Origin of the sequence: Halalkalibacter oceani (assembly GCF_023715705.1) — a bacterium.
Taxonomy (GTDB): Bacteria; Bacillota; Bacilli; order Bacillales; family Bacillaceae_D; genus Halalkalibacter; species Halalkalibacter oceani_A.
Genome location: NZ_JAMBOS010000028.1, coordinates 1 through 21,548 on the forward strand (window position 1 = coordinate 1; position 21,548 = coordinate 21,548).

The 21,548-nt window shown below is 48.4% G+C and carries 21 protein-coding genes and 1 riboswitch; of the genes, 15 read left to right on the forward strand and 6 right to left on the reverse strand.

The features are described 5' to 3' along the window. Positions 1–431: 431 nt before the first annotated feature. Positions 432–1,067: an MBL fold metallo-hydrolase gene (locus M3212_RS18415; protein WP_251195425.1), complete on the reverse strand. Its 636-nt coding sequence runs from the start codon at positions 1,065–1,067 to the stop codon at positions 432–434. A 221-nt stretch (positions 1,068–1,288) separates the two neighbouring features. Between M3212_RS18415 and M3212_RS18420 the strand changes: the two genes are divergently transcribed. Then, complete coding sequence (locus tag M3212_RS18420) at positions 1,289–1,477, forward strand: DUF2759 family protein (RefSeq protein WP_251195426.1); 189 nt, start codon at positions 1,289–1,291, stop codon at positions 1,475–1,477. Positions 1,478–1,674: 197 nt separating this feature from the next. On the opposite strand, the gene M3212_RS18425 is transcribed toward M3212_RS18420, so the two are convergent. Both M3212_RS18425 and M3212_RS18430 read right to left on the reverse strand, forming a co-directional pair. Further along, positions 1,675–2,478, reverse strand: coding sequence for a YqhG family protein (locus tag M3212_RS18425; RefSeq protein ID WP_251195427.1), 804 nt, complete (start codon positions 2,476–2,478; stop codon positions 1,675–1,677). Beyond that, on the reverse strand, positions 2,456–4,138 hold the full coding sequence (locus M3212_RS18430) for a DEAD/DEAH box helicase (protein ID WP_251195428.1): 1,683 nt from the start codon (positions 4,136–4,138) through the stop codon (positions 2,456–2,458). Before M3212_RS18430 ends, M3212_RS18425 begins: the two co-directional genes overlap by 23 nt. 198 nt (positions 4,139–4,336) lie before the next feature. Further along, a riboswitch (glycine riboswitch) is annotated at positions 4,337–4,441 on the forward strand. A 183-nt stretch (positions 4,442–4,624) separates the two neighbouring features. Here M3212_RS18430 and gcvT point away from each other — a divergent pair. The 3 genes from gcvT to gcvPB are packed head-to-tail and all read left to right on the forward strand — an operon-like array spanning position 4,625 to position 8,603. Then, entirely contained in the window at positions 4,625–5,725 is a 1,101-nt protein-coding gene (gene gcvT, locus M3212_RS18435; RefSeq protein ID WP_251195429.1) for a glycine cleavage system aminomethyltransferase GcvT, read from the forward strand. A gap of 59 nt (positions 5,726–5,784) precedes the next feature. After that, the gene (gcvPA, locus tag M3212_RS18440; protein ID WP_251195430.1) at positions 5,785–7,125 is read left to right on the forward strand and encodes an aminomethyl-transferring glycine dehydrogenase subunit GcvPA; all 1,341 of its coding nucleotides are present in this window, start codon (positions 5,785–5,787) and stop codon (positions 7,123–7,125) included. Further along, positions 7,125–8,603, forward strand: coding sequence for an aminomethyl-transferring glycine dehydrogenase subunit GcvPB (gene gcvPB / locus M3212_RS18445; protein ID WP_251195431.1), 1,479 nt, complete (start codon positions 7,125–7,127; stop codon positions 8,601–8,603). The genes gcvPA and gcvPB overlap by 1 nt, the downstream gene beginning before the upstream one ends. A gap of 71 nt (positions 8,604–8,674) precedes the next feature. On the opposite strand, the gene M3212_RS18450 is transcribed toward gcvPB, so the two are convergent. Further along, a complete protein-coding gene (locus tag M3212_RS18450) occupies positions 8,675–9,049 on the reverse strand; it encodes a rhodanese-like domain-containing protein (RefSeq protein ID WP_251195432.1) in 375 nt (124 codons plus the stop codon). Positions 9,050–9,255: 206 nt separating this feature from the next. On the opposite strand from M3212_RS18450, the gene M3212_RS18455 reads away from it, so the two are divergent. Continuing rightward, positions 9,256–10,092, forward strand: coding sequence for a lipoate--protein ligase family protein (locus tag M3212_RS18455; RefSeq protein ID WP_251195479.1), 837 nt, complete (start codon positions 9,256–9,258; stop codon positions 10,090–10,092). Between the two features lie 377 nt (positions 10,093–10,469). Here M3212_RS18455 and dat read toward each other — a convergent pair whose 3' ends face one another. Then, complete coding sequence (dat, locus tag M3212_RS18460) at positions 10,470–11,309, reverse strand: D-amino-acid transaminase (RefSeq protein WP_251195433.1); 840 nt, start codon at positions 11,307–11,309, stop codon at positions 10,470–10,472. A 401-nt stretch (positions 11,310–11,710) separates the two neighbouring features. Here dat and M3212_RS18465 point away from each other — a divergent pair, with 401 nt between their 5' ends. The 3 genes from M3212_RS18465 (at position 11,711) to M3212_RS18475 (ending at position 15,948) form a co-directional block, all read left to right on the forward strand. Beyond that, a complete protein-coding gene (locus M3212_RS18465) occupies positions 11,711–14,269 on the forward strand; it encodes a vitamin B12-dependent ribonucleotide reductase (protein WP_251195434.1) in 2,559 nt (852 codons plus the stop codon). A 221-nt stretch (positions 14,270–14,490) separates the two neighbouring features. Further along, complete coding sequence (gene mntR, locus M3212_RS18470; RefSeq protein WP_251195435.1) at positions 14,491–14,913, forward strand: transcriptional regulator MntR; 423 nt, start codon at positions 14,491–14,493, stop codon at positions 14,911–14,913. A gap of 138 nt (positions 14,914–15,051) precedes the next feature. Further along, the gene (locus M3212_RS18475; protein ID WP_251195436.1) at positions 15,052–15,948 is read left to right on the forward strand and encodes a patatin-like phospholipase family protein; all 897 of its coding nucleotides are present in this window, start codon (positions 15,052–15,054) and stop codon (positions 15,946–15,948) included. A gap of 20 nt (positions 15,949–15,968) precedes the next feature. Here M3212_RS18475 and M3212_RS18480 read toward each other — a convergent pair whose 3' ends face one another. Next, entirely contained in the window at positions 15,969–16,376 is a 408-nt protein-coding gene (locus tag M3212_RS18480; RefSeq protein WP_251195437.1) for a SoxR reducing system RseC family protein, read from the reverse strand. 286 nt (positions 16,377–16,662) lie between these two features. On the opposite strand from M3212_RS18480, the gene M3212_RS18485 reads away from it, so the two are divergent. The 7 genes from M3212_RS18485 to spoIIIAB all read left to right on the forward strand — a co-directional run bounded on the left by M3212_RS18485 (position 16,663) and on the right by spoIIIAB (position 21,548). Further along, complete coding sequence (locus tag M3212_RS18485) at positions 16,663–17,145, forward strand: YqhR family membrane protein (protein WP_251195438.1); 483 nt, start codon at positions 16,663–16,665, stop codon at positions 17,143–17,145. A 65-nt stretch (positions 17,146–17,210) separates the two neighbouring features. Further along, positions 17,211–17,645: a type II 3-dehydroquinate dehydratase gene (gene aroQ, locus M3212_RS18490; protein WP_251195439.1), complete on the forward strand. Its 435-nt coding sequence runs from the start codon at positions 17,211–17,213 to the stop codon at positions 17,643–17,645. A gap of 5 nt (positions 17,646–17,650) precedes the next feature. After that, on the forward strand, positions 17,651–18,721 hold the full coding sequence (locus M3212_RS18495; RefSeq protein ID WP_251195440.1) for a M24 family metallopeptidase: 1,071 nt from the start codon (positions 17,651–17,653) through the stop codon (positions 18,719–18,721). A 110-nt stretch (positions 18,722–18,831) separates the two neighbouring features. After that, positions 18,832–19,389, forward strand: a complete 558-nt coding sequence (gene efp / locus M3212_RS18500; protein ID WP_251195441.1) for an elongation factor P — start codon at positions 18,832–18,834, stop codon at positions 19,387–19,389. Between the two features lie 420 nt (positions 19,390–19,809). Continuing rightward, the gene (locus M3212_RS18505) at positions 19,810–20,091 is read left to right on the forward strand and encodes a YqhV family protein (RefSeq protein WP_251195442.1); all 282 of its coding nucleotides are present in this window, start codon (positions 19,810–19,812) and stop codon (positions 20,089–20,091) included. Positions 20,092–20,109: 18 nt separating this feature from the next. Beyond that, positions 20,110–21,039 carry a stage III sporulation protein AA gene (gene spoIIIAA, locus M3212_RS18510; protein ID WP_251195443.1) on the forward strand — a complete coding sequence of 310 codons (930 nt, stop codon included), beginning with the start codon at positions 20,110–20,112 and terminating at the stop codon, positions 21,037–21,039. Next, positions 21,036–21,548, forward strand: a complete 513-nt coding sequence (gene spoIIIAB, locus M3212_RS18515) for a stage III sporulation protein SpoIIIAB (RefSeq protein ID WP_251195444.1) — start codon at positions 21,036–21,038, stop codon at positions 21,546–21,548. The genes spoIIIAA and spoIIIAB overlap by 4 nt, the downstream gene beginning before the upstream one ends.

A 21,548-nucleotide genomic window follows, 5' to 3' on the forward strand; every position in this document is an offset into this window, starting at 1 on the left:
CGGACAGGGCGTAACATACACAACTCACCTCACAATTAATCTACCTATATTATACTATATTTACCCGAATAATCGGATTAATATCTACAAAAAAAGACTGTTGAGAAGACTTTCTCAACAGTCTGAAGACTGACAACTGTCAGTCTTTTTTATGTTACAGGCGGATTTAATAAAAGGTATTTTCTTCCTGTTGTTAAGACCCTTCTTATTAGTTGGTTATTACTATTGACATAGTGATAAACTCTTTATAAAATAAAAGACGTTGATAGCTCTTTAACATTGATTGGGAGTCCCCCTCCCCCTCATTGTTCATGCATCAATAAGATTTACTCCCCTTGGGGTCTCCAGCTAGTGGAGACCTTTTTTTTGTTGAAAGGAAACTTCGGACAAACAGCCTTTGCCATATCGGCAAAGGCTGTAAAGGCTGACTGTTAAAAACCGGAGAGAAAAGGGTTGCTGTCCATTTCCTGACCGATAGTCGTCGTCTGACCGTGACCGCAGGCGACAACGGTGCTTTCCGGCAGCTCCAGCAGCTTGTTATGAATGCTTTGCAGCAGCTGGGAATGGTTTCCGCCCGGTAAATCGGTGCGACCGATGCTGCCGGCAAACAGTGCATCCCCGGAAAAGACAATTTCCGCTTCTTCCTGATAGTAGGAGACACTGCCAGGCGAGTGTCCCGGTGTTTCAAGGATCGAGAATTGGAATGGGCCAATCGTCAATTGTTCTTCCTTATCAATTAGCTTTTCGGCAGCCTTTGCCACGATTGGTTCATTTCCTGTAAAACGGGCAGAGCCGTTTTTGGCCGGGTCCAGGAGCCAATCCTTTTCGGCGACATGAAGATAAACAGGACAAGCGAAAGTTTCCCTGACTGCATCGACGGCGCCAATATGGTCAAAATGGGCATGAGTCAGCAAAATCGCTAACGGGGTCAAGCCTTGATTTTGCAGCCACTTTACAAGCTCATCGCCCTGTGAGCCGGGGTCGATGACAACGGCTTCCTTTTTTTCATTTTCAATAATATAGGCATTCGTTTGCAGGGGACCGAGTGGAATTTGTGTCCATTTCATTAAAAAACCTCCAAGCAAGATAGGATAGCCTAATGATACAACACGAAATCGTTCTCGACAAACGTGAAAAAAGAGAGTAAAATGAAACCAAAATGCCCAACCTATAAAGTGAGAAGAAATGTACCAGCATTGTCAAAATGATAAGCTGCCATGATCTCCAATTTTGTTTATAATAAGACTGTTAAGCTGGGTGCAGAATTACATAAGGAGGCGAAGTCAAGATGTTCTTATCCATTACACTATTACTTGTCGCGATCTTGAGTGCGGTTGCGATCGCGCGTGAGCTTCGTAGAAAGAACTTTTTTGCTGTTGGATTTGCAGCGATTTCTTTCGTTGTCTTTGGAGCCTTTTCAATTGCTACAATCGTCAGCATTTTAACGACTGGTGGAGGCGCACCTGTCGCGTATTAATTGCAAAGAGGCTGGGAAAAAAGGTTGTTTTTTAAACCTTTTGCCCAGCCTCTAAGCAATGAGCGGAACCGCCACGATCTTTTAAAGCCCGTTGTGAGTGGGTTTCTCACAACGGGCTTGTGGCGTTTGAAGCCATTGCCAGCAGCTCCAAAGCTAGTTTTGTCTCACCCTCTTTCCCTTTAAAAAGCGCTGTTTTCTTATTCAGACTCAAACACTTGCTGCTGTAAATAAAACATTCCTCCATTGATGATCGAGACGTGAATCTGTGGTTCATATTGCTCGATTAATGCCTGCTTTTCCACCGTGTAGCTTTCCGGCTTTTCCGTTTGTCCTTCATAGAAGCTCTCAAGTAAGGCCAAATCATTTTCCATCCGGGCGATGGCTTCTCTCGCCCACGTATCGTCTTCGTTTTCGGCATAGGTCCGCACCATTTTCTGCATGCGGAGCAAGCCGCTCCGGACTTTGATCAGCGGTGATAAGGTGAAGCAAAAATCGGGTATTTTCGGTGTCAGATTCTTTTGTGAGACCCGTTCAAAAAAATTCTGGACAATTTGCCCGTGAATCAGATTCAGACCGAGGGAGAGCAGGACGTCTTTCTTGCGGTCACATTGAAACGATACTTTGGCGTTGATGCAGAGCCACGGGTGGAGGGGAATCGATGTCTGACCGGTAGCCTGCACCTGTTCGTAAAGCCGGATAAAGCCGCCGAGCTCACGTGTCGAATGAAATAATTGGCGAAGCCGTGGAGAACCAAAGTGGATCTGTTCCCCTTTGATTCCTTCTGGCGCAGCATGCTGCTCGGTGATAAACGTCACTTGCATCGGCTGCGGGAGGCCGCCTGTTTTTTCAAGGTAATGCCAGTAAAATGGCCGGTTCATTAGGAGTTTGTCCAGCTCAATCGAAAGCTGAACGGTCAGATGCCCGGGACCGTTCTCGAGGATCGGGCTGTCATTTGCCGAAAAATACCGCTCCAAAAAATTATGAACCTGAGACTGTTGCATCGATGTTTCCCTCCTTCTCCTTCGCCTGCACTTCACTTGCTGCTTCGTTCATAATCGCCGTCAAATGATCAAATTTGATCCGCATTTCTCCCTCCGATTCGGATTCAAGCAGAATTTCCTGCACATGATCTTCGATGCCTGAAAACTCAAGGTTGGTTAAAATGTCATCAAGCTCGCCGACTACCGCTTCAAATAAATGGATTTTCTCATATAATAACGTCAAAATATGCTGTTCAACCGTATCCTCGACGGCGAAATTATAAATGTGGACATCGTTTTTCTGACCGAGGCGGTGAATCCGGCCAATCCGCTGCTCGATCCGCATCGGGTTCCACGGAAGGTCATAATTGATAATATGACTGCAAAACTGAAGGTTGATCCCTTCCCCGCCTGCTTCAGTGGCGATCAGCACCTGGGCGTGATTGCTGAAAAGCTCGCGCATCCAATCTTTTTTTCCGCGCTTAAACCCACCGCGAAACGGTACGGAGGAAATGCTATTTTGTTTCAGGAACCATTGCAAATAAAGCTGGGTCGCGCGGTATTCGGTGAAAATAATCACTTTGTCATTGATGTTTTGAATTAGCTCAAGTGCTTTTTCGGCTTTGGCATGACCGGTTACATGCTGAATGTTGGCGAGCAGCGCTTCAGCCCGGGGCGCGGACCTTCCTTCTTTATGAGCGCGTTCAACGATGTTTTTCAATGTCATAAACGCCGCTTCCCGGCTACTGCACAGCTCCCGCTTCAAGGTGAGCAGCGCAAAGTGGTTCGTGTCATCGCCGAGCTGTTCAATTTCTTCATAAAAGGCTCTCTCGCTTTCGCTGAACGTAATTGGCACGGTTTCAACGATCCGCTTCGTCCAGGTGATTCCTGTTTCGGCCCGCCGGTTACGCACCATGACTTTATTGATCAGCTCCTTTAATTTTTCCTGGTTTTTCGGCGACCGCTTCGAGGAACGGTATTCCTTTTCAAATGACTGGATATCGCCTAAATGACCGGGCTTCAATAAAGAGACGAGATTAAAAATTTCCTCGAGCTTATTTTGCACGGGCGTTGCTGTTAACAGCAGGCAAAACTTCTTTTTCAACAGCCGGATGAATTCATAGTTTTTCGTTTTTGGATTTTTGAGCTTATGCGCTTCATCAATAATGACGAGATCATAGGGCTGCGCGAGCACCAGGTCGCGATGAGGCTGACGTTTGGCCGTATCAATCGAAGCGACGACAACGTCACACTGCTCCCATACATACGTTTTTTTCTGCGGAATCGCCGGAATGTGGAACTTCGTGTTTAATTCGATCGCCCACTGCGAGACAAGGGAAGCAGGAACGAGAATAAGCACCTTTTTTACGAGGCCGCGAATCATGTATTCTTTTAAAATCAAGCCGGCTTCAATCGTTTTTCCGAGGCCGACTTCATCGGCGAGAATCGCTTTGCCGTTCATCTGTTCAATGACGGTGTTGGCGACCTCAATTTGATGCGGAAAAGGACTGAGCTTTGGTAAGTATTTAGGTGCTAAAAGACCGTGAAAGTCAGGGATGGCCTGATGGTTTTCCGCTTCGTAAGCTAAGGTGAAAAGCTCCCAATTCGACCACGGTCCATCCTGATCTAATCGTTCCAGAAATTCGTTATTCCAAGTTTGATCAAAATGGATGTCAACCATTGCTGATCCTCCTTCTATTGAATAAAATCCGAATGTAACTTCGTCATGCTAAATAAATATATGAATTTTGGAAATATGTTATTGCATAAGGGCCCGGATCTTGATAGGATATTACTATAAATTCCGAACATAGCTGAATACCTTGATTCCTGCTTTTTAGTATGTACCAATTGCAGGAAATCATTCTATTATTGGCGGATGAGAATAAGGGGAGAGACTGCGGATTGACGGCAGCGCCGAAGGAGCAAGCGCCAGCATCGCTGGATGTGTGAATCTCTCAGGCAAAAAGACTCTTATTTGACGCAGCTCTGGAGAGTGCTCAATTGAGCCACCTACGAAGACACTTTATTTGCGGATAAAGGAAACTTTCTGGTCAAAGGACAGAGTTATACACGTTTATTTTCGTGTATAACTCTGTCCTTTTTTTGTACCTGTTGTATAAGTAAAGCCGCTGCGCGGTTTTCTACATAATAAGGAGGGTGAAAAATGGCAAAGGGAAAACGAACACCGTTATTTCCGCAATATGAGAAAAGCGGGGCGAAAACGATTGATTTTGGCGGCTGGGAGCTTCCGGTGCAATTTTCGAGTATTAAGGAGGAGCACGAAGCCGTCAGAAACCGCGCCGGTTTATTCGATGTTTCGCATATGGGCGAGGTCGAAGTAAAAGGGGAGCAGGCACTGGCCTATTTGCAATATCTCGTCACAAACGATGTCGCAAAGCTGAAGGACGGCCAGGCGCAGTATACGGCGATGTGCTATGAGGACGGCGGCACCGTCGATGATTTGCTGATCTACCGCAAAGCGGCCGATGATTTTTTGCTTGTGATCAATGCGGCGAACATCGAGAAGGACGTTGAATGGATGCAACGTCATAAGCGGGATGGTGTGACAATTACCAATGTTTCAGAGGAGATCGCCCAGCTCGCGCTCCAGGGACCGCTGGCCGAGCGCATATTGCAGCGTCTTACAAAGGACGATCTTTCAGCGATTCGCTTTTTCCATTTTGTCAATGGGCTTGATATCGCCGGTGTCAAGGCGCTCGTTTCACGCACCGGCTATACGGGCGAGGACGGCTTTGAACTGTATTGTGCTACCGGCGATGCGGCTGTTCTGTGGGAGAGCATCCTCGAAGCCGGAAAGGATGACGGCTTAGTACCATGCGGTCTTGGCGCACGTGACACGCTGCGCTTTGAAGCGCGCCTGCCATTGTACGGTCAGGAGCTGAGTGCGCAAATCAGTCCGCTTGAAGCCGGAATTGGCTTTGCGGTGAAGCTGAAGAAGGAAGCTGATTTTATCGGTAAAGAAGCGCTGACCAGGCAGAAGGAAGAAGGACTGCGGCGAAAGCTCGTCGGCCTTGAAATGCTTGAAAAAGGCATTCCCCGGACCGGGTACGAAGTGTTTGTCGCTGACAAGCAGGTTGGCTTTGTCACAACAGGCACGCAGTCACCGAGCCTGCAAAAAAATATCGGCCTGGCGCTGCTTGATCATGCTTATACCGAGCTTGGCACGGAAGTTACCGTTCAAATTAGAAAAAAGCGTCTGAAAGCGCATGTGATCGCCACGCCATTTTATAAGAAAAAGGACTAACCGGCGCCGCAAAAGAATTCTGCTGACATGTTTATTACACAGTATGAGGAGGAACAAGGATGAACCACCGTTATTTACCGATGACAGCCGCTGATGAGCAAGCAATGCTTGACACGATTGGCGTTCAGTCGATTGAAGAACTGTTTTCTGATATTCCCGCTTCGATCCGCTTTAAAGGAAAGCTGAATGTGAAGGAAGCATTAAAGGAACCGGAGCTTTTGCACTATTTTGACAAGCTGGCAGAAAAAAATGTCTCACTGAAGCAGTATCCATCATTTTTAGGGGCTGGAGTGTATCAGCATTACATCCCGTCGATTGTCGATCATGTCATCTCCCGTTCCGAGTTTTACACGGCATACACCCCGTATCAGCCGGAAATTTCGCAGGGGGAGCTGCAGGCGATCTTTGAGTTTCAGACGATGATTTGTGAGCTGACAGGAATGGATCTTGCCAATTCATCAATGTATGATGGACCGACGGCGCTGGCGGAAGCAGCGATGCTCAGTGCCGGTCATACAAAAAAGAAAACAATTCTCGTCTCAAAAACGGTCCATCCGGAAGCGAGGGCAGTACTGCAAACGAACGCGACCGGTCAGCGCTTGAACGTTATCGAAATAGAGGCGAAGGACGGGGTGACGGATCTTGAGCAGCTAAAGGAAGCGTACGGGGATGACACGGCATGTGTGGTCGTGCAGCATCCGAATTTCTTTGGCGCGCTTGAGCCGCTTGCCGAGCTTGAAGCGATTACCCATCAGCAGAAAGCTCTTCTTGTCGTCTCGAGCAACCCGCTCTCGTTGGGGATCCTCGCACCACCGGGACAGTTCGGCGCTGATATTGTCGTCGGCGATGCCCAGCCGTTTGGAATTGCGCCGCAGTTTGGCGGTCCGCACTGCGGCTTCTTCGCCACGACGAAGCAGCTGATGCGGAAGGTACCGGGCCGGCTTGTCGGCCAGACACAGGATGAGCATGGCCAGCGCGGCTTTGTGCTGACGCTACAGGCGCGCGAGCAGCATATCCGGCGGGAGAAGGCGACGTCGAATATTTGCTCGAATCAGGCATTAAATGCTCTGGCAGCGTCTGTCGCGATGGCGGCGCTTGGGAAAAAGGGTGTCCGTGAAATGGCTTATCAAAATGTGCAAAAGGCGGCCTACGCCCGAACGCAGCTTAAAAAGCATGGCGTGAAGCTGGCTTTTGCCCAACCGAGCTTCCATGAATTTGTCATAGAGGTGAACGGGTCCGTGAAAGAAGTGAATGAAAAGCTGTTTGAAAAAGGAATCATCGGCGGCTACGATCTTGGTCAGGATTATCCGGAATTAGCCGGCCATATGCTGGTTGCCGTCACAGAAGTACGGACAAAAGCGGAAATTGAAGCATTTGCACAAGAAATGGGGGCATTATAATGAAGCGAAAGGATCAGCCATTACTTTTTGAAAGAAGCAAACCTGGACGAATCGGTCACAGCCTGCCTGATCTTGATGTGCCGGAACAGCCGCTTGCTGATCTGCTGCCAAACGAGTATCTCCGTACGGAGGAGCCGGAGCTGCCGGAAGTGTCTGAGCTGGAAATCATGCGGCACTACACCGCCTTATCGAAGCGCAATCACGGTGTTGATTCGGGCTTCTATCCGCTCGGGTCATGTACGATGAAATATAATCCGAAGGTCAATGAGGATGTCGCGCGGATCGAGGGACTGGCACACGTTCATCCGTATCAGCCGGCATATCAAGTTCAGGGCTCCCTTGAGCTGTTGTTTGAGCTGCAAACCGCGCTTGAGGAAATTACCGGCATGGATCAGGTCACGCTTCAGCCGGCCGCTGGTGCTCATGGAGAGTGGACCGGGCTGATGATGATCCGTGCTTTTCACGAGGCGAACGGCGACTTTGACCGGACGAAGGTCATTGTACCGGACTCGGCCCACGGGACGAACCCTGCTTCGGCGACGGTCGCCGGCTTTGAATCTGTCACGGTTCGCACGGACGAGAACGGTCTCGTTGACCTGGAGCATTTGCGGGAAGTGGCCGGCGCCGATACAGCAGCTTTAATGCTGACCAATCCGAATACGCTTGGGCTGTTTGAAACCTATATTGAAGAAATGGCGGCGATTATTCATGGTGCCGGTGGAAAGCTCTATTATGACGGGGCGAATTCTAACGCGATTCTCGGGATTACCCGGCCGGGAGACATGGGCTTTGACGTCGTTCATTTAAACCTTCATAAAACGTTCACAGGTCCGCACGGCGGCGGTGGTCCGGGCTCTGGTCCGGTCGGCGTCAAAAAGGATTTGATTCCATTTTTGCCGAAGCCGCTGATCGTAAAACGCGGTGATGCGTTCGCCCTTGATTATGACCGTCCGCAATCGATTGGCCGGGTGAAGCCATACTATGGCAATTACGGCATTAACGTCCGCGCCTACACCTACATCCGGACGATGGGGCCGGAAGGTTTGCGCAAGGTGTCTGAGTATGCTGTCTTAAATGCCAACTATATGATGCGACGGTTAGAGCCGTACTATGATCTTCCTTATACCCAGCATTGCAAGCATGAATTTGTTCTGTCAGGAAAGCGCCAGAAAAAGCTGGGCGTCCGGACGCTGGATATTGCGAAGCGGCTACTTGATTTCGGCTATCATCCGCCAACGATTTATTTCCCGCTTAATGTGGAAGAGTGTATGATGATTGAGCCGACGGAAACGGAAGCAAAGGAAACGCTGGATGAATTTATCGAAGCAATGATTCAAATCGCCAAGGAAACAGAAGAAAATCCTGAAATCGTCCAGGAGGCCCCGCACGAAACGGTGATCTCCCGCCTCGATGAAACGAGAGCGGCGCGAAAGCCGATCCTCCGCTATGAAGCAACGGCCAAGTATAGCGGTGAGTAACACGTAACGGAAATGAACAAGAAAAGGAGATGGCTCAAAAGGCTGAAAAAAGACCTTCTGAGACATCTCCTTTATTTTTTCTTGATTTTGCCCGTCCATTTTTTGAAGCCGCCTTTAAGCTGGTAGAGGTCTTCAACGCCGCGTTTCTTTTTCAGAATCTGGGCGGCCTGCTGGCTTCTTGCCCCTGATTGGCAATACAAATAAACAGGTTGGTCGGTGCGGACTTCATTCATCCGCTGCTTAAGCTGAGACATCGGGATATTTCTTGCTCCAAGTATATGACCGCCATCATATTCCCGTGGTTCGCGGACATCAATTAATTGGGCTTTGCGGTATCCTTTAATGAATTCCTCCTGCGTAAGGGTTTTTAAATATTTAGGTTTGACGAAACGCCGGAACAGAAGGGCCGCCAAAATACCTAAAAGAATCAACCATAAAATTTCCAATTTCTCTCTACACCCCTTTACTGATTTTCCATGTTGCCAGAAAAAAGCGGATCAACTGCAGCTTTCTCTCGGTCGGTTTTTCCTTTGTTCATTATAATGGGGATAAGCCAATTCTGCAATCAATTGTGTACAGGCAAGCTGCTTGGCGATGGCCGCTGTCTTTGTTAAAATGATGAAGTTGACATTCAGATGGAAAGAAGCGATGCATAATGAAGGAAGTATGGCGTTTTATTGACTCTGGCGCATGTTCACCAGCTTACAATATGGCTTTGGACGAAGCATTGCTGACATGGCACAGCGAAGGGCGGATTCCGCCGACGATCCGGTTTTACGGCTGGGATCCGGCGACGTTATCAGTGGGCTATTTTCAGAAGGTGGCAAAGGAGATTCATTTAGATAAAGTACGCGAGTACGGACTCGGCTTTGTCCGCAGACCGACGGGAGGCCGCGCCGTACTCCACGACCAGGAGCTTACATACAGTGTGATCGTCTCAGAAGAGCACCCGGATATGCCGGCGACGGTCACAGAAGCGTATCGCGTTATTTCGCAAGGGATATTGGAAGGCTTTACCGATGTCGGGCTTGAGGCATATTTTTCAATTCCGCGAACTGAAGAGGAGCTGAGCTCATTGAAAAACCCGCGCTCAGCCGTCTGTTTTGATGCACCGTCATGGTATGAGCTCGTCGTGGAAGGACGGAAAGTGGCGGGCAGCGCGCAAACGAGACAAAAAGGTGTCATTTTGCAGCATGGCTCGATCATTTTAGATATTGACGAGGATAAACTGTTTGATCTTTTTAAATATCCGAGCGAGCGGGTCCGGGAAAGAATGCAGCGGAACTTCCGTAATAAAGCGGTGGCGATTAATGCGCTGCGCCGTGAGCCGTTGACGATGGATGAAGCGAAGCTGGCTTTTCGGAAGGGCTTTGAGAAAGGATTAAATATTACGCTTGAGCCTTACACATTATCGAAGGAAGAAGATGAGGAAGTCAGACAAATCGCGCGGAACCGCTATGAACAAGATGAATGGAACTTCAGAAAGTGAAGGAGGCTCGGACAAAAGGTTGTTTTTTACCTTTTGCCCAGTCTCTAAGCAATGAGCGGAACTGCCACGATCTTTTAAAGCCCGTTGTGATGAAGCTGCTGAAAAAGTACAATTTTCACTTTTTCAACAGCTTTTTCGTAATGAGCGTAGCCGTTGCCTGATTTTGAAAGCCTTGCTACGAGTGGGTTCCTCGAAGCAAGGCGCGCAACGCGCGGAGCCATTACTCTTCTTCGAATTACAAAAAAGGAAGTTTTTCAGTGGCCTCGTTGTGAGTGGGTTTCTCACAACGGGCTTGTGGCGTGTGAAGCCATTGCCAGTAGGCTCAAAGCTAGTTTTGTCTCAAGCTCCTTCTTCTAAGGCTTTTGGCACATTTCTTTCTATTTTTGCGCCAGGAGTTGCTGAAACTTCTCCTGTAGGTCTTTTGTTACAGGTCCTGGTTCATAGGAGGTGTCCATCTGTCCTTTGATTTGCCTGATCGCGGCGATTTCCATTGTCGTACTTGTCAAAAACGCTTCATCGGCATGCTCGAGCACATCAACAGGAAACGGCTCTTCCACAACTTCATAGCCGCTTTGCTTGGCAAGGTCAATGACGACTTGGCGCGTGATCCCGTTTAGGATCAGGTTTGTCGCCGGGTGGGTATAGAGAACCTGGTCTTTTACGAGAAAGAGATTAGAGGAAGAGCCTTCGGTGATAAGACCGTCTCGCTGCATGATGGCTTCCTGGCATTGCTGATCAGCGGCCTCCTTTTTGGCGATAATATTCCCAAGGAGGTTGATCGTTTTAATATCGCAGCGAAGCCAGCGAATATCGTCCGTAAGCCAGACACTGACCGCTGCGGTTTGGGGAGCCGTTTTTTTCGGCAACGGCTGGGTAAAGGCGGTAAGGACCGGCTTGCAATTTTTGGTATAAAGATGATTTCGTGGTTCTACGCCTCGGGTCACCTGTAAGTAAACAAGGCCATTAACGAGCTCGTTAGCCTCGAGCAGTTTATCGAGCAAGTCAATCAAGTCCTCTCCGGAATAAGGCAGTGTCATATCAATTTTCGCGCTGCTTTCCTCGAGACGGGTAAGATGCGCTTCCTTGGCAAAGGGCACGCCGTCATACACACGGACCACTTCATAAATCCCGTCACCGAAGTAATAGCCGCGGTCATCAATATGTAGATGTGCCGTTTCTTTTTGAACTAAATCAGCATTTTGCAGAATGTAAGTCATGTCTATTCCCCCATCTAAATCAGGATAAGAACATATGAACATTAGAAAAAAATTTTGTCAATGCTTTTGCTGAAATTGGGCAATGAAGCCAAGGACAGCCAGTTGGAAACCATTGATATTCTGGCAAGAGACAAAATGGTTCAATTTAGCTTAAAAATATCGGTTTTTTTTTCGGAAACTCATTTTTTCTGCTTTTTTTATCCCTTTTCTCAGTTGACAATTTACGCTTGGATCAAAATGATTACTATATATAGTGTGATTCATAAAAAAGGGAGTACAATATATTGAATCGGGGTAGAGATATGTGGTAAGCTTACCCATGACATTAAAAACTACAAGAAAAGACGCAATGAACTACTGAACAGGTAAGGAATAGCGAATGAAAGAGGAGGAGAGGCGAAATGGCGATGACGATGTCGAACGCAATGCGTGTTAATGTTACACGTTTAAATGAAGATATCGCCCAATTTGCGCAGGTGCATCCGATCACAGAAGATATGCATATTACGAAAAAAGGTGTTTCGAGATTGGTGATGCTCGATCGGTATACCTTTAAAGATACCGAGAAAAAGACACTCAAGGAAGGGGACTTCGTCGTTCTGACGGTGAAGGCAGATCCTAAATTTCCAGCGAGAGGCTATGGCTTCGTGATTGAATTGGACCGTGCGCACAATCAGGCAAAGGTTCTGGTCGATGAAGATTTCCGCGGCTCGCTTGAGGGCGAGGAAGCGGAAAGCGGAATCGTCGTTCGTTCTCTCGATACGATTGAGAAGCCGCTTGAATTGTATTACGAGCAAATTGCCAAGCGGAATGCCACAGGGCTGGCGTCGGTTGAAACGACCCCGGAAAAGCGTCAGGAAGCTTTTGAGCAATTTTATGAGCAGCTTGTGGCGATGAACTTTATCCCGGCGGGAAGAGTGCTCTATGGAGCAGGGGCGGAAACGGACGTTACGTATTTTAACTGCTATGTGATGCCTTTCGTTCAGGACTCGCGCGAAGGAATTTCGGAACACCGCAAGCAGGTGATGGAAATTATGAGTCGCGGTGGCGGTGTCGGTACAAACGGTTCGACGCTCCGTCCACGCAACACGCTGGCACGAGGAGTAAACGGGAAATCATCAGGCTCTGTTTCCTGGCTTGATGATATCGCCAAGCTGACGCATCTTGTCGAACAGGGCGGCTCAAGACGCGGGGCGCAAATGATCATGCTCGCTGACTGGCATCCGGATGTGCTGGAATTCATTATTTCCAAGATGCAGAATCCGCGGATTTTACGCTTCCTGCTTGAGCAGACGGCCGATGATCAGATCAAAAAGCTCGTCAAGGACAAGCTTGCTTTTACACCGCTGACTCCGGTTGAGGAATCGATGTATCAGGGGATTGTCAACTATAAAACGATCGAGGGGCAGGGCGGCTTTGATCCGAAGGTGATTAAGGATGCCGAAGAAAAGCTGCGCATTGGCGGCCATTATTCGGTCAACAATCCGGAGTTTCTGACCGGGGCGAATATTTCTGTCTGTTTGACGAAGGAATTCATGGAAGCCGTTGAGAAGGACGAGGAATACCAGCTTCGCTTCCCGGATGTAGAAAATTACGACGAGGCTGAAATGCGCGCCTATAATGAGCAGTGGCATACGATCGGCGATGTCCGTGAATGGGAGGCGCGCGGCTATGCCGTTCGTACGTACCGGACGATTCGCGCCAAGGAATTATGGAACTTGATTAATATTTGTGCGACATACAGTGCGGAGCCGGGAATCTTCTTTATTGATAATGCCAATGACAAAACGAATGCGAAAGCATACGGGCAAAGCGTTGTCGCGACGAATCCTTGCGGGGAGCAGCCGCTCGCGCCTTACTCTGTTTGTAATCTCGCCGCGATCAACCTCGCTGAAATGGCTGATAAGAAGACGAAGCGGATTGATTTTGCGAAATTGAAGCGCACCGTTGAAGTCGGCGTGCGGATGCAGGACAATGTCATTGATGCGACACCTTACTTCCTTGAGCAGAATACGAAGCAGGCGAAAGGCGAGCGTCGCGTCGGCCTTGGCGTGATGGGGCTGCACGACCTGCTGATCTATTGTGAAACGGTCTATGGCTCGGAGGAAGGAAACAAGCTTGTTGATCAAGTGTTTGAGGCGATTGCGACAACAGCTTACCGGACAAGCATTGAGCTGGCAAAGGAAAAAGGCAGCTTCCCGTTCTTGGTGGGCAAGACGGAAGAAGAAACACAACAGCTGCGTCACGCTTTTATCAACACAGGCTACATGAAGGAGATGCCTGAGGATATTCGTCAGGGCGTGTTGGAGCACGGCATCCGCAATTCCCATCTCTTAACGGTTGCCCCGACAGGAAGTACAGGGACGATGGTCGGCGTCTCTACCGGCCTGGAACCATATTTCTCCTTCTCCTATTTCCGCAGCGGTCGTCTCGGTAAATTCATCGAGGTGAAAGCGGAGATTGTTGAAGAGTATTTGAAGGCGAATCCGGATGCTGATCCAAATCATTTACCTGAGTGGTTCATCTCGACGATGGAATTGGCGCCGGAAGCTCATGCCGATGTTCAGTGCATTATTCAGCGCTGGGTAGACAGTTCCTTATCGAAGACGGTCAACGCGCCAAGAGGCTATACGGTGGAACAGGTTCAAGCCGTTTATGAGCGTCTGTACCGCGGCGGCGCCAAAGGCGGAACGGTTTATGTCGATGGAAGCCGTGACGCACAGGTGCTTTCCTTAAAGGCGGAAGACAACCGCTTTGATGAAGAGGAAGAAACGCAAACTCCCGCGAAGGAGCAAAAGGTCGTTCTTGTCAATACGGTCGCTGATCTGAGATCAACGAATGTGACGATCGGCTCAGAGGTCGGCAATACATGCCCGGTCTGCCGTGAAGGAACAGTTGAGGACTTAGGCGGCTGCAACACTTGTACGAGCTGTGGCGCTCAGCTGAAGTGTGGACTATAAGTAGCAGGCTGCTTTAACAACAAGGATGTTTCAACAGGTCGAAGCGACTTGCTGAAGCATCCTTGTTTTCTTGAGGAAGCTTTAATCGCTCGGCAAGAATACTTTACATGAATTCCCACAGCGACATTGTCCTGCTCCTATACTTTGTAGTAAAATAAAAGTGCTTATGCAGAAAGAAAAACGTACGAGTACGATGAATGGCTGCAAAATGGAGGAGACTTATGCCAACACCTAGTATGGAAGATTATTTAGAACGTATTTATATTTTAATAGAGGAGAAAGGCTATGCCCGTGTCTCCGATATCGCTGAGGCATTAGAAGTCCATCCTTCATCGGTTACGAAAATGGTTCAGAAGCTTGATAAAAGTGATTATTTAATATATGAGCGGTACAGAGGTCTGATTCTGACAGCGAAAGGGAAGAAGGTCGGGAAAAGATTAGTCTATCGCCACGAGCTTCTTGAGGATTTCTTACGTTTGATCGGAGTGGACAACACTCATATTTATCGTGACGTCGAAGGGATTGAGCATCATTTGAGCTGGGATGCGATTGACCGGATCGGTGATCTTGTCCAATACTTTCAGGAAAGTGAAGGACGGGTCAAACAGCTGCGTGAAATTCAAAAAAGAAATGAAGCCCATTAAAATAAGGCAGTGTCAAAAGGGAGAGTTGTTTCCTTATGGCACTGCCTTACATCATGAACAGTACATAACAACCAAGCAAAAAACATAGGCTTGGTTCCCATCTCCTCTTACATAGGATGGAGAAGGAGGTGTGTACACATGAAGGTTGATGGAGTGTTTGCGGGAGGCGGGGTGAAAGCATTTGCCTTTGTCGGTGCGCTGCAGGTGATGGAAGAAAAGGGCTATGCCTTTGAACGTTTGGCCGGAACGAGTGCCGGCTCAATCATTGCTGCGTTGATAAAAGCCGGCTATCAGAGCGGCGAGCTTTACACCCTATTAGACGAACTTGATGTCGAATCGTTAAAAGATGAGCGGATGTCTTATTTGCCATTACCGATGATGAAATGGATTCATCTCTATTTCAAATTAGGCTTATACAGAGGGGAGCGCCTTGAAGCATGGATGAAACAGCTGCTGGATGCAAAAGGAATCAGAACATTTGCTGATTTGCCGCACGGCTCGCTTCGCATTATTGCTTCGGATTTATCAAGAGGAAGGTTGCTTGTGCTGCCCGATGACTTGAAAGAGTACGGCGTCATTCCGGAGAAGTTTCCTGTGGCGCGGGCTGTCCGGATGAGCTGTAGCATCCCGTTTTTCTTTGAACCGGTAAAAATGTATAACCGGATGGATGGCGGAAAAGGTTCTTATATTGTCGATGGCGGCGTACTGAGCAACTTTCCGATGTGGCTCTTCATGGACGGGAAAAAGAGAAAAGGAAAACGGCCGGTAATCGGCTTTCAGCTGACCCCCGAATTGAAGGAAATGCCGACGAATGATATCAAAAACGCGATTTCGATGTATCGGGCGCTTTTTGAGACGATGAGCTCGGCCCATGACACACGGTACATTGTCGCCGATCATGCGAAAAATATTGTCTTTATCCCGATTCTGGATGTGAAGGCGACGGATTTTGAGCTGTCCGAGGAGCAAAAGAAACAGCTTATTACTCTTGGGAGAACAGAGACGGAGGACTTTATGAAAAAATGGAGTTATTAACACAAAAAGACCGGGAGCAATTAAAACAAGGCCCGGTTCTTTTTTTTATTTTTCTTTCCCTCGATGACGGTTAAATGAGGGTTAGCTGTTTTATGCTTCGAAAGCCGAGCTGGCTTTGATTTGGGTGCTTGCGCTGTTTTTGCCCCGCGTGAGAGAAAGGACGGGGGCGCGGTCTCTGCTTTTTTTGAGCTCGTTCGCTTCGCCTTACGGAGCTGAGCCCGGGTCGGTCCCGTTCGAGCGGGGAACAGACTGGTGCCGTAACGTCGAGCCATCACCCAGCGGATCACGAGAAAAATCAGTCCGGCAAACCCGGCAATGACAAGCAAGTTAATCAGAAAACCGGCAGCATTAAACATGAGCTGATACCCAAGACCAAGCAGAGCAAACAGAAAAACGACCGGAATGATATATTTCATAAATGAACGCATGTGCCCACCTCCGTAGAAAATAGATGCGTTACCACCTGTGTTAGAGCATGTTTCTTCTTAGTAAATTCCCAACTTCTATACAGTTTAAACAGAGAATCCCTTCATTATAATATATATGCTTTATGACGAAAAGGGAATCCTATTCGCGGAGTTTGTATAGTATTTCGCTAAAACAGGAGAAAAATCCTTTTTGCAGGCTGTGACAACTTTTTGAGAAAACAGCCTGCCAATAAAAGGCTATGGAAATCCCCTCGGGCGGACATACTAAACCGTGGAGGTGAGATGATTGGAAAAACAGCATCTGGAACAGAATGAGCAGGAAATGCAAATGTCATTTCCGGCTAAGGTGGCGTTGATCGGAATATTTGGTGGGATCATTTGGTCGCTTTTAGGCTATTTTGCCTTCTTTTTTAATTTCATTCGTGTCGGACCTGCTTTGGCATTGATGCCATTTGCATTGGGCGACTGGAAGGACACGTATATCGGCCAGTTTGTCGGAGTGGCAGTGATTGCTGTTTTATCAATCGGGGTGGCGTTTGTTTATAAGCTGCTCTTGCAAAAGCAGCAAAAGATGTGGGTTGGTGCCGTTTTTGGCCTTGTTCTCTGGGGGCTCGTGTTCTATGTTCTTAATCCAATTTTTCCGGGCCTTAAACCGGTCGGACAGCTGGACGCGAATACGCTGATTACGTCGCTTTGCCTGTATGTGCTATACGGCGTGTTTATCGGCTATTCGATTTCCTATGAATATGAGCAGCAGCGCCGAAACTAATTCAATCAGCGGTTTGGTTTGTGCTACAATGAAAGCGTACAAATGATGGAAAGAGGGGAAACGAATTGAAGCATTTCTATGTGATTAATGGGGTGAATCTAAACCGCTTAGGAAAAAGAGAGCCGACTGTTTACGGAAAAGAAACGCTTGAGGATTTGGAAGCTTATGTTTCAGCAGAGGCTGAGGCTTTAGGCTGCAAGGTAACGTGCTTTCAATCCAATATTGAAGGAGAGATTGTGAATTGGATTCACCAGGCGGAGGATGAGCAGGCTGCCGGGATTCTGCTTAACCCGGCAGCTTTTACGCATTACAGCTACGCGATTCGCGAAGCAATATCCAGCGTTACCGTTCCGGTGATTGAAATCCACCTTTCAAATGTTCATGCCCGTGAACCGTTTCGTCATCAATCTGTAACAGCAGCAGTCACGAAGGGGCAGATTGTCGGCTTCGGCTTCAACGGTTATGCCCTTGCTTTACGTGCTTTACTTGAGGAGGAGTGATGAAGATGGATCGATTAACGAAGCTTAGAGAGCAGTTCGCCACCTATCAGATTGAAGGTCTTTTAATTACAAGCAGCTACAACCGCCGCTACATCGCCCGGTTCACAGGAACGGCAGGGGTTGTGCTTATTTCGTCGAAGGAAGCGGTGTTTATTACCGACTTCCGTTATGTAGAGCAGGCGAAAGAACAGGCGGAAGGTTTTACAATCGTCCAGCACACCGGGCCAATTTATGAAGAAGTCGCCAGACAGGTCGAGCGGCTTGGCATCACGAAGCTCGGCTTTGAGCAGGCGCAGCTTACATACGAGGCACACTCGATTTACAATAATGTCATAAAAACGGCAGAGCTCATCCCGGTTGGCGGACTTGTCGAGGAGATCCGGTTGCGGAAGGATGATGAGGAAGTCAAAATCATCCAGGAGGCGGCAGATATTGCCGACGCGGCTTTCGCCCATATTACGTCGTTTATCCGGCCGGGTGTGGCAGAACTTGAGGTCGCCAATGAGCTCGAATTTTTTATGAGAAAGCAGGGGGCGCAAAGCTCCTCCTTTGATATTATCGTCGCATCAGGCTATCGATCAGCTCTACCACATGGGGTCGCCAGCGAAAAAGTGATTCAGACGGGAGAGCTTGTCACGCTTGATTTCGGAGCCTATTATAAGGGCTACTGTTCTGACATTACCCGCACGGTGGCGGTCGGACAAATCAGTGACGAGCTTCACGCGATTTACCATACGGTGCTCGAGGCTCAGCTTCGTGGCATGGCGGGAATCAAGGCAGGAATGACCGGCAGGGAAGCCGATGCGCTGACACGTGATTATATTACGGAAAAAGGCTATGGGGAGTACTTTGGTCATTCAACTGGACACGGGTTAGGCCTGGAAATTCATGAAGGACCGACGCTGTCAACGCGCTCTGACACCGTGCTTGAGCCAGGGATGATCGTTACGGTCGAACCGGGTATTTATATTGCCGGGGTCGGCGGAACGCGAATTGAGGATGATATTCTCATTACAGAGAATGGCAACTCCTCATTCACCCGCTCGCCGAAGGAACTGCTTGTCGTCGGCGGATAATTCATTTAACCGCGACACGAAATAGGGAAGGAAACTTTTTCAAAGCTGTGGTATAGTAATGGTTGTGAGTGAACATCTGGTGATGCAGATGGAAGATGGAGGAAACGAATATGATTTCAGTAAACGACTTTAAAACAGGTTTAACGATTGAAGTGGATGGAGGGATTTGGCAGGTTATCGAATTCCAACATGTAAAACCGGGTAAAGGGGCAGCCTTCGTTCGTTCAAAGCTGCGCAACCTTAGAACGGGAGCCATCCAGGAAAAAACATTCCGCGCTGGCGAGAAGGTGTCGAAGGCTCATATCGAAAATCGCCGCATGCAATATTTGTATGCCAGCGGTGATACGCACACATTTATGGATAACGAATCTTATGAGCAAATTGAACTGCCAGGCGGGCAAATTGAGCGGGAATTGAAATTTTTAAAAGAAAACATGGAAGTTCAAATTATTACGTATGAAGGCGAAACTCTTGGCGTTGAGGTTCCGAACACGGTACAGCTTGAAGTGACAGAAACGGAGCCTGGTATTAAAGGGGATACAGCGTCTGGCGGTACGAAGCCGGCCACGCTTGAAACAGGGTTAACCGTTCAGGTTCCTTTCTTTATCAATCAGGGCGATGTCCTCATTATTGATACGCGCAGCGGCGCTTACGTATCACGCGCATAAAATGATATAGTCTAGTAGTTAGCGTTACAGGATGAGCTTGAGACAAAACTAGCTTTGGACCTACTGGCAATGGCTTCACACGCCACAAGCCCGTTGTGAGAAACCCACTCACAACGGGCTTTAAAAGATCGTGGCGGTTCCGCTCATTGCTTAGAGGCTGGGCAAAAGGTTTAAAAAACAACCTTTTTTCCCAGCCTCATCCTCTTTCTTTGTTTGCGCGGCTGAAGCAGGAAGCAGGGGAACCGTGGAGAGGGCGGTGGCTTTGCTAAGCTGGATCAAATCGGGGGCAGCCTTCGGGCGCTGCTGTGAGCTTAAGAAAAAAGGTGAAAATCAACCTTTTTTCTTAAGCTCTTTTTTATAGTTCTAAATCCAGGCTGACCGCTCATAGGTTGTACAAAGAAAGAATGTCGAGGTGAAGGAATGAAGACATGGTTTCACGCGGTGGAAATGACGCTGTTGGTCATGGTCGGGCTACGTGTTCTTTCGGGCTTAATTGAACTGACCGCGGCCGGTTTAATGCTTCGTTTTAATAGTGTTGAAAAAGCAATTGGCTTAAATGCGATGCTTGTCATTATCGGTCCGACTATCTTTATTACATCAATTGCTGTTGGCCTGATCGGGATGTCGGATCGTTTATCGATTTCAAAATTTGCTTTTATTGGCGCTGGTGTCCTGCTTATTTTAATCGGGATCAGAAAGTAAGGAAAAGGAGAGAGGGCTATGCTTGAGGATGTGCTGCGAATCTTGCCGGAAACGATACGCCAATTGCTGAAAAACCTGGAACCTGCTTTACAGAATAAAATCGAAGAAATCCGGGTCCGCGTCTCAAGGCCACTGGAAGTTATGGTTGCCGGCAAGCCCTATTATCCTTCCGGTGCTGCCGGTGTCTATCAAGTCAAAGGTGATGATGCCGCTTTTTTGCTAAGTCAGCTTAGTCAATATTCGATTTATGCCTTCGAAGAGGAATTGCGGAGAGGCTTTATCACGATAAAAGGAGGGCATCGGGTCGGTCTCGCCGGAAAGGTCGTCCTCGATAAAGGACAAGTTAAAACATTGCGCGATATTAGCTCGTTCAACATCCGGATTGCGCGGGAAACGATTGGCGCAGCGAACCGGCTGGTGTCCGAACTCTATCAGGGCAGGTGGCTCAATACGCTGATTATCGGACCGCCCCAGTCCGGAAAAACAACGTTATTGCGTGATCTGGCACGGCTGATCAGCGAAGGGGTGCCAGAGCGTCAGATTCCATCATTGAAGGTCGGGATTGTCGATGAACGTTCTGAAATTGCCGCCAGTATGAAAGGCGTTCCCCAGCTTCAGCTCGGCGGCCGGGTCGACGTGCTTGATGGTTGTCCGAAGGCCGAAGGAATGATGATGATGATTCGTTCGATGAGCCCGGATGTCCTCATCGTTGATGAAATTGGGAGAAAAGAGGACGTCATCGCCGTTCAGGAGGCGCTCCATGCCGGGGTCAACGTCATGACAACAGCGCACGGTTTTTCCGTTGAAGATGTGAAGCGGAGACCGGCGCTTCAGGAACTGATTGCCCAGGGAGCATTTGAACGGCAAATTGAGCTGACAAGGCGGACGAAGCCTGGAATCGTCAAGCGGATTCATCAGCAAAAGCGAAATGATGTGATCATCCGATGAAGCTGCTTGGCGCAATCTTCATTTTGTTAGCGACGACAAGCATCGGCTTTGAATATGCGAAGCGGCTGAGCGAACGGCCGCGTCAGCTGCGTCAGCTGAGGGTGGCGATTCAATCATTGGAGGCTGAAATGATGTATGGCCTAACGCCGTTGGCCGAGGCGAGCAGACATATTGCTGAACAGCTGCAAAAGCCGCTTTCACTCTTTTTCATGAGCTTCTCGGAGCGGCTTTCCCATTACGAGCAGACGGCGTTTGACGCGTGGAAGGAAAGCGTGAACGAAACATGGCAGCGAACGTCTTTATTGGACAGTGAACGGGAAATTATGCTGCAATTCGGCACGACGCTTGGCCAGCATGATCGTGAACAGCAGCAGAAGCAAATTAAGTTGACCCTTGCTCATTTAGAAAGAGAAGAGCTGGAGGCGAAGGACAGACAAACACGGTATGAACGGATGATCAAGAGCCTTGGCTTTCTCAGCGGCTTATTGATTGTTGTACTGATGTTGTAG

Coding starts and splice junctions, on each gene's coding strand:
- M3212_RS18415 (WP_251195425.1), bottom strand. CDS start 1,067: ATGAAATGGACACAAATTCCACTCGGTCCCCTGCAAACGAATGCCTAT.
- M3212_RS18420 (WP_251195426.1), top strand. CDS start 1,289: ATGTTCTTATCCATTACACTATTACTTGTCGCGATCTTGAGTGCGGTT.
- M3212_RS18425 (WP_251195427.1), bottom strand. CDS start 2,478: ATGCAACAGTCTCAGGTTCATAATTTTTTGGAGCGGTATTTTTCGGCA.
- M3212_RS18430 (WP_251195428.1), bottom strand. CDS start 4,138: ATGGTTGACATCCATTTTGATCAAACTTGGAATAACGAATTTCTGGAA.
- gcvT (WP_251195429.1), top strand. CDS start 4,625: ATGGCAAAGGGAAAACGAACACCGTTATTTCCGCAATATGAGAAAAGC.
- gcvPA (WP_251195430.1), top strand. CDS start 5,785: ATGAACCACCGTTATTTACCGATGACAGCCGCTGATGAGCAAGCAATG.
- gcvPB (WP_251195431.1), top strand. CDS start 7,125: ATGAAGCGAAAGGATCAGCCATTACTTTTTGAAAGAAGCAAACCTGGA.
- dat (WP_251195433.1), bottom strand. CDS start 11,309: ATGACTTACATTCTGCAAAATGCTGATTTAGTTCAAAAAGAAACGGCA.
- M3212_RS18465 (WP_251195434.1), top strand. CDS start 11,711: ATGGCGATGACGATGTCGAACGCAATGCGTGTTAATGTTACACGTTTA.
- mntR (WP_251195435.1), top strand. CDS start 14,491: ATGCCAACACCTAGTATGGAAGATTATTTAGAACGTATTTATATTTTA.
- M3212_RS18475 (WP_251195436.1), top strand. CDS start 15,052: ATGAAGGTTGATGGAGTGTTTGCGGGAGGCGGGGTGAAAGCATTTGCC.
- M3212_RS18480 (WP_251195437.1), bottom strand. CDS start 16,376: ATGCGTTCATTTATGAAATATATCATTCCGGTCGTTTTTCTGTTTGCT.
- M3212_RS18495 (WP_251195440.1), top strand. CDS start 17,651: ATGGATCGATTAACGAAGCTTAGAGAGCAGTTCGCCACCTATCAGATT.
- efp (WP_251195441.1), top strand. CDS start 18,832: ATGATTTCAGTAAACGACTTTAAAACAGGTTTAACGATTGAAGTGGAT.
- M3212_RS18505 (WP_251195442.1), top strand. CDS start 19,810: ATGAAGACATGGTTTCACGCGGTGGAAATGACGCTGTTGGTCATGGTC.
- spoIIIAA (WP_251195443.1), top strand. CDS start 20,110: ATGCTTGAGGATGTGCTGCGAATCTTGCCGGAAACGATACGCCAATTG.
- spoIIIAB (WP_251195444.1), top strand. CDS start 21,036: ATGAAGCTGCTTGGCGCAATCTTCATTTTGTTAGCGACGACAAGCATC.